Source organism: Streptomyces sp. NPDC001848 (assembly GCF_042891915.1).
Classification (GTDB): Bacteria; Actinomycetota; Actinomycetes; order Streptomycetales; family Streptomycetaceae; genus Streptomyces.
Window position 1 is genome coordinate 145211 of record NZ_JBIATP010000012.1, and the last position, 12489, is coordinate 157699.

Annotated in this window: 9 protein-coding genes; 2 read left to right on the plus strand and 7 right to left on the minus strand. The window is 71.5% G+C overall.

The annotated features are described in order from the left end of the window. Positions 1-122 precede the first annotated feature (122 nt). Together ACFYZJ_RS24955 and ACFYZJ_RS24960 are read right to left on the minus strand one after the other, a co-directional pair. The gene (locus tag ACFYZJ_RS24955) at positions 123-2198 is read right to left on the minus strand and encodes a serine/threonine-protein kinase (RefSeq protein WP_388571447.1); all 2076 of its coding nucleotides are present in this window, start codon (positions 2196-2198) and stop codon (positions 123-125) included. A gap of 273 nt (positions 2199-2471) precedes the next feature. Further along, positions 2472-4178, minus strand: a complete 1707-nt coding sequence (locus tag ACFYZJ_RS24960; protein ID WP_388571449.1) for a glycerol-3-phosphate dehydrogenase/oxidase — start codon at positions 4176-4178, stop codon at positions 2472-2474. Between the two features lie 263 nt (positions 4179-4441). Between ACFYZJ_RS24960 and ACFYZJ_RS24965 the strand changes: the two genes are divergently transcribed. Further along, positions 4442-5650 (plus strand): nucleotide sugar dehydrogenase, encoded by a 1209-nt coding sequence (locus ACFYZJ_RS24965; protein ID WP_388571451.1) that lies wholly within the window; start codon positions 4442-4444, stop codon positions 5648-5650. Positions 5651-6015: 365 nt separating this feature from the next. Here ACFYZJ_RS24965 and ACFYZJ_RS24970 read toward each other — a convergent pair whose 3' ends face one another. The 4 genes from ACFYZJ_RS24970 to ACFYZJ_RS24985 form a co-directional block, all read right to left on the minus strand. Continuing rightward, positions 6016-7140 carry a GuaB3 family IMP dehydrogenase-related protein gene (locus tag ACFYZJ_RS24970; RefSeq protein WP_388571453.1) on the minus strand — a complete coding sequence of 375 codons (1125 nt, stop codon included), beginning with the start codon at positions 7138-7140 and terminating at the stop codon, positions 6016-6018. A 117-nt stretch (positions 7141-7257) separates the two neighbouring features. After that, positions 7258-8760: an IMP dehydrogenase gene (guaB, locus tag ACFYZJ_RS24975; RefSeq protein ID WP_388571455.1), complete on the minus strand. Its 1503-nt coding sequence runs from the start codon at positions 8758-8760 to the stop codon at positions 7258-7260. A 238-nt stretch (positions 8761-8998) separates the two neighbouring features. Next, positions 8999-9574 (minus strand): sigma-70 family RNA polymerase sigma factor, encoded by a 576-nt coding sequence (locus tag ACFYZJ_RS24980; RefSeq protein ID WP_055493219.1) that lies wholly within the window; start codon positions 9572-9574, stop codon positions 8999-9001. A 293-nt stretch (positions 9575-9867) separates the two neighbouring features. Further along, the gene (locus ACFYZJ_RS24985) at positions 9868-10479 is read right to left on the minus strand and encodes a response regulator transcription factor (protein WP_003948568.1); all 612 of its coding nucleotides are present in this window, start codon (positions 10477-10479) and stop codon (positions 9868-9870) included. A gap of 379 nt (positions 10480-10858) precedes the next feature. On the opposite strand from ACFYZJ_RS24985, the gene ACFYZJ_RS24990 reads away from it, so the two are divergent. Next, on the plus strand, positions 10859-11197 hold the full coding sequence (locus ACFYZJ_RS24990) for a WhiB family transcriptional regulator (RefSeq protein WP_388571457.1): 339 nt from the start codon (positions 10859-10861) through the stop codon (positions 11195-11197). A 359-nt stretch (positions 11198-11556) separates the two neighbouring features. Here the strand turns inward: ACFYZJ_RS24990 and ACFYZJ_RS24995 are convergent, their stop codons facing one another. Then, positions 11557-12456 (minus strand): LysR family transcriptional regulator, encoded by a 900-nt coding sequence (locus ACFYZJ_RS24995; RefSeq protein WP_388571459.1) that lies wholly within the window; start codon positions 12454-12456, stop codon positions 11557-11559. Between the last annotated feature and the right edge of the window lie 33 nt (positions 12457-12489).

Here is a 12489-nt window from a genome sequence, read left to right on the forward strand (position 1 = left end):
TCCGGATGCGTACGGTTCGCGATCCGTCCCTCACGATACGTGCCGGAGGCAACCCGCAACCCGGGGATGTCATATCTGCCCACGACACGAGCCGACGGAACGTCAGCCGGACACGCGCTACGTCACGACTTCGGCTGGAACGTCTGGGTCAGCGTCTTCCAGGTGCCCTTGCGCAGGTCCCCGTCCCAGTCGTCTGCCTTCGCCGTGTACATCAGCCCGTAGCCCTGGTGCGAGTTGACGACGAATCCACGGTCGATCACCCGGTAGGTGGTGCCCGAGTCCACGTAGGTGAACTCCCAGTCGGCGGTGTTCCAGTCGCGGTAGTCCACCGCCTTGATACTGATCCGGTGGTACTGGGGGCGCACCATGGAGCGCTCCTGGCTGTTCCAGTCCGCCACCGGGTCGTCCTTGGGTGTGGAGGTCCAGGCGACCAGCAGCCTCTGCCCGTTCGGCCCGGTGAAACGGTCGCCCGCGTCGTCCGACGACACGTACTTCCAGCCGGCCGGCAGACCGATCGAGTACCCCTGACCGCCCTTGTACGTCTTCACCGCGGCGGCCCCGCCCGCCGCACCGGAGGTCGACGCACCGGCGCTCGCGGCGGGCGCGCTGTCAGCCGCGTTCTGCTGGTCCGATCCGTTCGTCGTGGTGGTGCCGGTGCTGCCGCCGTCCGAACGCGTCCCGCCGCCAGCGCCCTTGCCGCCACTGCCCTTGCCCCCACTGCCCGTGCCGCCGCTCCCGGCGGTAGCGGTGCGCCCGGTGGTGCCCTTCGAGCCGTTCTGCGAGCCGTCGTCCCCGCCCCACAGGGTGAGTGCGAGCACGGTCCCGAGCACCGCGAGCACCACGACGACGGCGAAGACCACCAGCGTCCGCTTCGGCACCACGTCGGTGAGCGGCGCCCGGGGCGGGGTCGCCGGCCGCGGCGGCCGGTCCGGGTCCGGGACGATGGGCCACCCCGAACTCGGCTTCGCCGCACCGGAGTTCGATCCCACGGCAGCCGTGCGATCCCGTACGTCCGCCGAGGCGGACCCCGAGCGTCCGGTGCCGGACGCCCCGGTCGCGGGGGCGTCCACACGCGCGTCCACCGCGCCCTCGGCGGGGGCGGATCCCTTGGTCCGCGCGGCCGTCGAGGCGCCGGCCGTCGCCGCGCCCGCCGATGCCGCCGCCTTGCGCACCGACCGCAGGGCGCCGCGCAGCCGGTCCGCGGCCTCCTCGCTCCGCTTGGTCCCGGACGCCGACGCCCCCTTCTGCTTGGGCGCCTTGGCCTCCTTCGACTCCGTGGATTCCTTGGGCACCGGGGGCAACGCCACGACGCGCGTCGCGTCCGCCGGCACCTTCTCCTCCGGGTCGGGCGCGTGGATGACCTCGTTGAGCATCGCCCGCGCGCCCGAGTCGTCCAGCCGCTGCCCCGGGTCCTTGGTGAGCAGCCCGTAGATGACGTCCTTCAGCGGTCCGGCGTTCTTCGGCTCCTCCAGCGGCTCGGTCATCACCGCGGTCAGCGTGGCGATCGCGGAGCCCTTGTCGTACGGCGGCACGCCCTCGACCGCCGCGTACAGCAGTCCGCCGAGCGACCACAGGTCCGCCGCGGGGCCGGGCTTGTGCCCGCGGGCACGCTCCGGCGAGATGTAGGAGGGGGCGCCGACGAGCATGCCCGTGGAGGTGATGGACGGGTCGCCCTCCACCTGGGCGATGCCGAAGTCGGTGAGCACGACCCGGCCGTCCTCGGCGATCAGCACGTTCGACGGCTTCACGTCGCGGTGCAGGATGCCCTCACGGTGCGCGGCCCGCAGCACGTCGAGGATCGCGAGCCCGACCTCGGCGGCACGCTTCGGCTCGAGCAGGCCGTCCTCGCGGATGACCTCGGCGAGCGACTTGCCCTCGATCAGCTCCATCACGATCCAGGGCCGGTCGTCCTCGTGGACCACGTCGAAGACGGTCACCGCGCTGTTGTTGCGGATCCGGGCGATGGCCTTGGCCTCCCGCAGCGTGCGCGTGATGAGCCGGCGCTTCTCCTCCTCGTCGATGTTCGACGGGAACCGGAGCTCCTTGACGGCGACCGTACGCCCCAGGGTCTCGTCCTCGGCCCGCCACACCGTGCCCATGCCGCCGCGGCCGAGTACGTCCCCCAGCCGGTACCGCCCGGCGAGGAGACGTTCGCTCTTGTCCTGACGGGTTGTCCCCGCCCGCTCCGCCTCCGACATGCGTCCCCTCATGCAACCCGCCCTGACAGAGCCTCCATTGTCCCCCACGCGCGGACCGCCCCACGCCCAGGGTGCCCCTGATTCGACGGCTCCCCCCGGTCGGAGCACGCGCGAAGGCGGCGGACGGGGGCGGTGCGGCGGCCCGGGCGTGCGCCGGGCGCCCGGATCGCAGCTTCCGGGGGCCCGGATCGCACCCTACGAGCGCTCGGATCGCACCTTGACGTCCCTTCAGACGGGCCGAACGGCCCGGTGAGGCCCCTGCCCGCACCCCTCCTACAAGGGCACTATGTCCGGCGCCCCCAGCCTCGCCGCGTCCGCCGTCAGGTCGTCGGGCTGGCGCTGGGACTCCCGCTCCGCCTGGACCCGCTTCTCGTAGTGCTCCACCTCGCGCTCGATCTGGTCGCCGTCCCAGCCGAGCACCGGCGCCATCAGTTCGGCCGCCTCCCGGGCGCTACGTGTGCCGCGGTCGAACGTCTCGATCGAGATGCGGGTCCGTCGGGTCAGCACGTCGTCCAGGTGGCGCGCGCCCTCGTGCGACGCGGCGTAAACGACCTCGGCGCGCAGGTAGTCGTCGGCCGCGTGCAGCGGTTCGCCCAGTGACGGGTCATCGGCGATCAGGTCGAGCACCTCCTCCGCCAGTGAGCCGTAGCGGTTCAGCAGGTGTTCCACCCGCACCACGTGCAGTCCCGTGCGGGCCGCGATGCGTGCCCGCGCGTTCCACAGCGCCCGGTAGCCCTCGGCGCCCAGCAGCGGGACGTCCTCGGTGACGCAGTCGGCGACCCGCCGGTCCAGGGCGTGGACCGCCTCGTCGACGGCGTCCTTGGCCATCACCCGGTACGTCGTGTACTTGCCGCCCGCCACGACCACCAGGCCGGGCACCGGGTGCGCCACGGTGTGCTCCCGGGAGAGCTTGCTGGTCGCGTCCGACTCCCCGGCGAGCAGGGGCCGCAGGCCCGCGTACACGCCCTCCACGTCGTCGCGGGTGAGCGGCACCGCCAGGACGGAGTTCACGTGCTCCAGCAGGTAGTCGATGTCGGCGCTGGAGGCCGCCGGGTGGGCCTTGTCGAGGTTCCAGTCGGTGTCGGTCGTCCCGATGATCCAGTGCCGGCCCCACGGTATGACGAACAGGACGGACTTCTCGGTCCGCAGGATCAGGCCGGTCGTCGAGTTCACCCGGTCCTTCGGCACCACCAGGTGGATGCCCTTGGAGGCCCGCACATGGAAGCGGCCCCGCTCGCCCACCATCGCCTGGGTGTCGTCGGTCCACACCCCTGTCGCGTTGACGACCTGCTGGGCGCGGATCTCGTACTCCCCGCCCGCCTCCACGTCCTGCACCCTGGCGCCGACGACCCGCTCCCCCTCGCGCAGGAACCCGGTCACCCGCGCCCGGTTGGCAACCTTCGCTCCGTACCACGCGGCCGTGCGCACCAGTGTGGCGACGAAACGGGCGTCGTCCATCTGCGCGTCGTAGTACTGCAACGCGCCGACCAGCGCCTCCCTTTTCAGGCAGGGGGCGACGGCCAGGGAGTGACGGCGGCTCAGGTGACGGTGCAACGGCAGCCCCCGGCCGTGGCCGCGCGCCATCGACATCGCGTCGTAGAGCGCGACACCCGAGCCCGCGTACAGCCGCTCCCAACCCCTGTGCTGCAGCGGATACAGGAACGGCACCGGCTTGACGAGATGGGGCGCCAGGCGCTCCAGGAGCAGCCCGCGCTCCTTCAGCGCCTCGCGCACGAGGGCGAAGTCCAGCATCTCCAGATAGCGCAGGCCGCCGTGTATCAGCTTGCTGGACCTGCTGGAGGTGCCCGACGCCCAGTCACGCGCCTCGACCAGGCCGGTGGACAGACCACGCGTGGCGGAGTCCAGCGCGACGCCCGCACCGACCACACCGCCGCCCACCACCAGCACGTCCAGCTCGCGCTCGGCCATTTCCGCCAGTGACTCGGCGCGCTGCGCCGGCCCCAGTGCCGCTGTCCTCACCGCTGCCTCCCGCGTCGTCGCGCCGGCCACACCCGTCAGTCGGGCGATGCCCTGCTCGTGTCCCCCATGCCCAAAGTCTGACCGTGATGCCCGACTTCGGCCACCACGCGCCCGCAGCCTGTGGACAACACTCACGGAAACGCCACCAGTCAATACCGCAAATCGGTCATATTTACTCCTAGTCTGACATTGCGCTCGCTCGTTCTGTCCACAGCGGTTGCGCACCTCTCCCACCTCGGCTATTGGGAAGGACGGCCCACGCCATGCCCGCAGATCTCGCCGTCATCGGACTCGGTCATCTCGGCCTGCCCCTGGCCCAGGCCGCCGTCACGGCCGGCATCCCCACGCTCGGGTACCAGACGGGACCGGAGGCCGGATCCCTCACCGCCGCCGAACTGCGCCGCATGCTCGCGCGCGGCTTCCGGCCGGCCACCAACCCCGCCGAGCTCGGCCGCGTCCGCACCGCCGTCATCTGCGCCCCCGTCCCGCGCGGCACCGGCGGCGGGCCGGACCTCACCCAGGTGGAGACGGCCGCCCGCACCCTCGCCGCCCGGCTGCGCCCGCACACCACCGTGATCCTGGAATCCCCCGTGCCGCCGGGCACCACGGAGGGGTTCCTGCGCCCGCTCCTCGAAAAGGCTTCCGGGCTGCGCGCCGGCCGCGACTTCCACCTCGCGTACTCGCCGAGCCGCGTCGACCCCGGCAACCGGGACTTCGGCGCGGCCAACACGCCCAAGGTCATCGGCGGCCTCACCCCCGCCTGCACCGAGTCCGCCGCCACCTTCTACGGGCGCCTCACCGACAAGGTGGTACGCGCACGTGGGCCACGCGAGGCGGAGACCGTGCAGGTGCTGGAGACGAACTACCGGCAGGTCAACATCGCCCTGGTCAACGAGATGGCGGTGCTCTGCCACGACCTGGGCGTCGACCTGTGGGACGTCATCCGCTGCGCGGAGACCAAGCCGTTCGGCTTCCAGGCCTTCCGCCCCGGCCCCGGCGTCGGCGGCCACGCCGTCCCCCAGGACCTGTCGGGCACGGCCGGGCGCACCCTGCGGATGGTGGAACTGGCCCAGCAGGTCAACGGCCGCATGCCCCAGTACGTCGTCCAGCGCGCCGCCACCCTCCTGAACGAGCACGGCAAGTCGGCCCGGGGCGCGCGCGTCCTGCTGCTCGGCGTGACGTACAAGCCGGACGTCGCCGACCTGCAGGGCACCCCCGCGCACGAGATCGCGCTACGGCTGATGGAACTGGGCGCGTCCGTCAGCTACCACGACCCGTACGTCCCCGCGTGGAGCGTCCTCGACCGGCCGATCCCGCGCGCGGACTCGCTCTACGAGGCGGTGGCCGGGGCGGATCTGACGCTGCTGTTGCAGCAGCACCGGACGTACGACCTGCAGGGGCTGTCGGTGAAGGCCCAGTTGCTGCTGGACACGCGGGGAGCCACGCCTACGGGGGTGGCGCATCGGTTGTGAAGGGGGCGCGTAGGGGCTTGAGCCTCTGGCGCTGGTGGTGCGGGACAGTCCGGCGTCGGTGGCGTACGAAGCGGAGTCCTCCGCCGAGGCCTGGCGGCAGCTCCATCCGGTGACAGGTGTCCGCCCCTGGTCCTCGCAGGGGCGGCCGCTCTTCCGGTGCCGTGCCGGTCGACGGACGGATCGGTACCGTACGGAAGGCGGAGCCCGCCGCAGCGGGTACTGCGGCAGGCTCCAAGATGGTTCACAAAGTGTCCACCCCTAGGTCTCATAGGCGGCCGCTCACCATCCAAAGGAAAACGCCCAGCGCGCACGAAAGGGCCCGGTGCACCCCCACGGATGCACCGGGCCCTCGACGCGCCGTACGCCTACCGCCGGTGCTGCGAGTCCGCCACCGTCACCTCGACCCGCTGGAACTCCTTCAGCTCGCTGTACCCGGTGGTCGCCATCGCCCGCCGCAGCGCCCCGAAGAAGTTCATCGAGCCGTCCGGCGTGTGCGACGGGCCCGTGAGGACCTCCTCGATCGTGCCGACCGTGCCGAGGTCGACCTTCTTGCCGCGCGGCAGTTCCTCGTTGACGGCCTCCATGCCCCAGTGGTGGCCCTTGCCCGGGGCGTCCGTGGCACGCGCCAGCGGGGAGCCCATCATCACCGCGTCGGCGCCGCAGGCGATGGCCTTCGGGAGGTCGCCGGACCAGCCGACGCCGCCGTCCGCGATCACGTGCACGTACCGGCCGCCGGACTCGTCCATGTAGTCCCGGCGGGCCGCCGCCACGTCCGCGACCGCCGTCGCCATGGGGACCTGGATGCCGAGCACGTTGCGCGTGGTGTGCGCGGCGCCGCCGCCGAAGCCGACCAGGACGCCGGCCGCGCCGGTGCGCATCAGGTGCAGGGCCGCCGTGTACGTGGCGCAGCCGCCGACGATCACCGGGACGTCGAGCTCGTAGATGAACTGCTTCAGGTTCAGCGGCTCGTGCGCGCCGGAGACGTGCTCCGCCGACACCGTCGTGCCGCGGATGACGAAGATGTCCACGCCCGCGTCCACCACCGCCTTGGAGAACTGCGCCGTGCGCTGCGGGGAGAGCGCGGCAGCGGTGACCACGCCCGAGTCGCGCACCTCCTTGATGCGCGCGCCGATCAGCTCCTCCTTGATCGGGGCCGCGTAGATCTCCTGCAGGCGGCGGGTCGCGGTCTCGGCCGGCAGTTCGGCGATCTCGTCGAGCAGCGGCTGCGGGTCCTCGTACCGCGTCCACAGGCCCTCGAGGTTCAGCACACCGAGGCCGCCGAGCTCGCCGATGCGGATCGCGGTGGCCGGGGAGACGACGGAGTCCATGGGGGCGGCCAGGAACGGCAGCTCGAAGCGGTAGGCGTCGATCTGCCAGGCGATCGAGACCTCCTTCGGGTCCCGCGTACGGCGGCTGGGGACGACGGCGATGTCGTCGAAGGCGTACGCCCGGCGGCCGCGCTTGCCGCGCCCGATCTCGATCTCAGTCACGTCTGTGGCCTTTCCCTGATGCGTTGCAGCGTCTTCCAGTATCGCCGACGGGTACGGCAAGGGCGGCCCCGGAGGTTCCGGGGCCGCCCTCGATCGAGCCTCACGCGCGCGTGGGCGTCACTTGCTGCTGTAGTTCGGCGCCTCGACCGTCATCTGGATGTCGTGCGGGTGGCTCTCCTTCAGGCCCGCGGAGGTGATGCGGACGAAGCGGCCCTTGGACTCCATCTCCTCGATGGTGGCGGCGCCGACGTAGCCCATGGTCTGGCGCAGACCGCCGACGAGCTGGTGCAGCACGTTGGCGAGCGGGCCGCGGTAGGGCACCTGGCCCTCGACGCCCTCGGGCACGAGCTTGTCGTCGGAGGCGACGTCCGCCTGGAAGTAGCGGTCCTTCGAGTACGACTTGCCCTGGCCGCGGGACTGCATCGCACCGAGCGAGCCCATGCCGCGGTAGGACTTGAACTGCTTGCCGTTGATGAAGAGCAGCTCGCCGGGCGACTCCTCGCAGCCCGCGAGGAGGCTGCCCAGCATCACCGTGTCGGCGCCGGCGGCGAGCGCCTTGCCGATGTCTCCGGAGTACTGCAGGCCGCCGTCGCCGATCAGCGGGATGCCGGCCGGGCGGGCGGCGAGGGAGGCCTCGTAGATGGCGGTGACCTGCGGGACGCCGATGCCGGCGACCACACGGGTCGTACAGATGGAGCCCGGGCCCACGCCCACCTTGATGCCGTCGACACCGGCGTCGATCAGCGCCTGCGCGCCGTCGCGGGTGGCGACGTTGCCGCCGATCACGTCGACGGACACGCTGGACTTGATCTTGGACATCCAGCTCAGGGCGTTGCTGTTGTGGCCGTGCGAGGTGTCGACGACCAGGAAGTCCACCCCGGCCTCGGCGAGCGCCTGGGCGCGCTCCAGGGCCTCGGGGCTGGCGCCCACGGCGGCGCCGACGAGCAGGCGGCCCTCGGCGTCCTTGGCGGCGTTGGGGTACTTCTCGGCCTTGACGAAGTCCTTGACGGTGATCAGGCCCTTGAGGACGCCGGCGTCGTCCACCAGCGGAAGCTTCTCGATCTTGTGCTTGCGCAGCAGCTCCATGGCCTCGACGCCGGAGATGCCGACCTTGCCGGTCACCAGCGGCATCGGCGTCATGACCTCGCGCACCTGACGGCTGCGGTCGGACTCGAAGGCCATGTCCCGGTTGGTGACGATGCCGAGCAGCTTGCCGGCCGGGTCGGTGACGGGGACACCGCTGATGCGGAACTTCGCGCACAGGGCGTCCGCCTCGGCGAGGGTCGCCTCCGGGTGCACCGTGATGGGGTCGGTGACCATGCCGGACTCGGACCGCTTGACCAGGTCCACCTGGTTGACCTGGTCCTCGATCGAGAGGTTGCGGTGCAGCACGCCGACGCCGCCGAGCCGGGCCATCGCGATCGCCATGCGGGACTCGGTCACCTTGTCCATCGCCGCCGACAGCAGCGGGATGTTGACCCGGACGTTGCGGGAGATGCGGGACGAGGTGTCGACCGCGTTGGGGAGCACCTCGGATGCGCCCGGCAGCAGCAGCACGTCGTCGTAGGTCAGCCCGAGTGTCGCGAATTTCTCGGGCACTCCGTCGACGTTGGCAGTCATGACACCTTCCCCAAATGGCCTTGAACGGTGCGGATGTCCATGCTAACGGGAAGCATGGGACTCTCATTCCACGGTCCGGGGCGGCCCCCGGCTTCGTATGTTCATACGGAGTCCGTGTTCAGCCTGTACATACGGGAGCCCTGGGGCGCTGTACCCACAGGCCGGGCCGGGCTCGACAGCCCCGAACTGCGCCGTCGTGGCTGGTCGAGTCCACCCCGTCACGGCGGAGAAGAACGTGCTACTGCTCGGCGAGCGCCCGCAACCTGCTCAGCGCCCGGTGCTGCGCCACCCTCACCGCTCCCGGTGACATTCCCAACATCTGACCCGTCTCCTCGGCCGTCAAGCCCACCGCGATGCGGAGCAGCAGCAGCTCGCGCTGGTTCTCGGGGAGGTTGGCGAGGAGTTTCTTGGCCCACTCGGCGTCGCTGCTGAGCAGGGCGCGCTCCTCGGGGCCCAGGGAGTCGTCCGGGCGTTCGGGCATCTCGTCCGAGGGGACCGCCGTCGAGCCGGGGTGGCGCATCGCCGCTCGCTGCAGGTCCGCGACCTTGTGCGCGGCGATCGCGAAGACGAACGCCTCGAACGGGCGCCCGGTGTCCTTGTAGCGCGGCAGGGCGAGGAGGACCGCGACGCAGACCTCCTGGGCCAGGTCCTCGACGAAGTGCCGGGCGTCGCCGGGCAGCCGGGACAGTCGTGTACGGCAGTAGCGCAGCGCCAGGGGGTGGACGCGGGCGAGCAGGTCGTGGGTCGCCTGCTCGTCGCCGTCGACGGCGCGATGGACGAGTGCACCGATCAGCGTTGTCTCGTCGTCGCGCATCGGTCCATGGTGCCTCGACGCCGTCCGGTCCGTGGCACCGCGTCCGTAGTTGTGCACCGAAGCGTTATGAGCAGGTGCGCCGGAACTCATCTCCTGCGCCCTCCCCTCCCGCTCGATCGACTCGTCCCCGAGGAACTCCACACCCTCAAGGATGCGGCATCCGCGGCGAAACGAGCAGCGGGCACCCGACGGGCCCCTTCACCAGGCGGCTCGAGGGAGGAGCTTCCCTGAGGTCGCCGTGCCCCGCCCGCCCTGCGGCAGGCGGGGATCTGCGCACCCCCGCGATGATCCACTTAGCGGACCAGGCCCCACCGGAAGCCGAGCGCCACCGCGTGTGCGCGGTCGGACGCGCCGAGCTTCTTGAACAGACGCCGGGCGTGTGTCTTCACGGTGTCCTCGGAGAGGAACAGCTCCCGGCCGATCTCCGCGTTGGAACGGCCGTGGCTCATGCCCTCGAGCACCTGGATCTCGCGCGCGGTGAGCGTGGGCGCGGCACCCATCTCGGCCGAGCGCAGCCGCCTGGGCGCGAGCCGCCAGGTCGGGTCGGCGAGGGCCTGCGTGACGGTCGCGCGCAGCTCCGCGCGCGAGGCGTCCTTGTGCAGATAGCCGCGCGCGCCGGCGGCGACCGCGAGCGCCACCCCGTCGAGGTCCTCCGCGACGGTGAGCATGATGATGCGCGCACCGGGGTCGGCGGACAGCAGCCGCCGCACGGTCTCGACGCCGCCCAGACCGGGCATGCGTACGTCCATCAGAATCAGGTCCGAGCGGTCGGCCCCCCAGCGGCGGAGGACTTCCTCGCCGTTGGCCGCCGTCGTCACGCGCTCGACACCGGGCACGGTCGCCACCGCGCGGCGGAGCGCCTCTCGGGCAAGCGGGGAGTCGTCGCAGACGAGGACGGATGTCATGACCGCCCTCCGCAGCTGATGCGCGTCACCTTGAGCCTCCAGGCTGGTACGAATCGTCACCTGTGCGGTCGACGCCCTCGGACGCCTGCCCGAGCGCTTGTTTTTTCAACCGCCTCCGCACTCTCAACGATGGTCACTCGAAAGAGTTACGGTGCAGCAAGCCATCTTCGGCACTGTACGTGAGGGCACGGACACGGTGCAGACACGCGCAGCGTAACCCCCAACTTTCATCACAACCTATGCCCCATTTAGCCGCTTTTCTTCCCGTTAGCTGGTGTCTGGCGCTAGATTCGCAATGAGTCATATTTTCATCTCATAAGATCGTCGTTGCACGGTCGAGAACACATATCCGCCCAGAACGGCAACAAGGGGACACGCAATGGCAGATTTCTCCCGCCTTCCCGGTCCGAACGCGGATCTGTGGGACTGGCAGCTCCATGCGGCCTGCCGTGGGGTCGACAGCTCGCTCTTCTTCCATCCGGAGGGTGAACGGGGGGCGGCCCGGAGCGCTCGCGAGAACTCGGCCAAAGAGGTCTGCATGAGGTGCCCCGTCCGCGCCGAGTGCGCGGCCCACGCCCTGGCGGTGCGCGAGCCGTACGGGGTCTGGGGAGGGCTGACCGAGGACGAGCGCGAGGAGCTCATGGGGCGGGCGCGGAACCGGCTCGTACCGGCCTCGACGACCGGTGGGGGCCACGGCCACGCCGCCTCGAACAACTGAAGGAACGTTTCTTCCGTCCCGGGCACACGCATGTGCCCGGCTTTGGGGCGTTACACCGCCCGAGGGGGCTGTTGAGGGGCTGTTTCAGGGGGCAGGCACCGCCCGCGAGGGGGCCATCGCACGGGATCGGGCCGTTCAGGGGGAAATACCGGGGGTTCTTCCACACCCCGAGCGCACCATCACCGCACTGCGAGAACCGCTGCCGGCCGGCGCGAACGCGCCGCCCCGCGAGAACCCGCCGCCATGGACCCCTACGGCACTGCGAGAACCGCTGCCGCCCCGCGAGAACCCGCCGCCACGGACCCCTACCGCACTGCGAGAACCGCTGCCGCCCCGCGAGAACCCGCCGCCACGGACCCCTACCGCACGGCCGCCCGCGCCAGCTCCCCCAGCGTCGCCGCCACCGCCGGCACCTGGGCCAGGTCCGGCAGCGTGAGGGCGACGATCTCCCGCCGTACCGCCGGTTCCAGCGCGACCGGGCGCACTCCCCTCGGACGTACGGACTCCACTGCGAGCTGGGGCAGGACGGCCACGCCGAGTCCGGCGCCGACCAGGCCGACCACCGCCGGGTAGTCGTCCGTCGCGAAGTCGATGCGTGGCGTGAAGCCGGCACTCTCACACACCTGCACGAGCTGTCCCCGACAGCGAGGGCAGCCCGCGATCCACGGTTCCCCCGCGAGTTCGTCGATGGCCACCGACTCCGCACGCGCCAGCCGGTGCGCTTCGGGGACGAGCCCGACGAGCCGGTCGGTGAGCAGGTGGCGTACGACCAGGTCGTCCCACTCCTCGACGCCCGCCTCCGCGCCCTCGTAGCGGAAGGCGAGCGCGATGTCGCAGTCACCGGCGCGCAGCTTCTCCACCGACTGCGGCGGCTCGGCCTCCTCCAGGGAGACGCGCGTGCCCGGGTGCGCGGCGCGCAGCGCGGCCAGCGCGGTGGGGACCAGCGTGGAGCTGCCGCTCGGGAAGGAGACGAGCCGGACGCGGCCTGCCCTCAGCCCCGCGATGGCGGCGACCTCCTCCTCGGCGGCGGTCAGCCCGGCCAGGATGCCCGCCGCGTGCCGCACCAGCGCCTCGCCCGCCTGCGTCAGGCGCATCTCGCGGCCGCTGCGGACCAGCAGCGGCGTGCCGACGGACGCCTCCAGGGCCTTCATCTGCTGGCTGACGGCGGGCTGGGTGCAGCCCAGCTCGCGCCCCGCCGCCGAGAAGGAGCCGGTGGCGGCCACGGCGCGGAGCACCCGGAGATGTCGAGCCTCGATCACGCTGCGAGCATAAGCGAACCTTGGACATCAAGG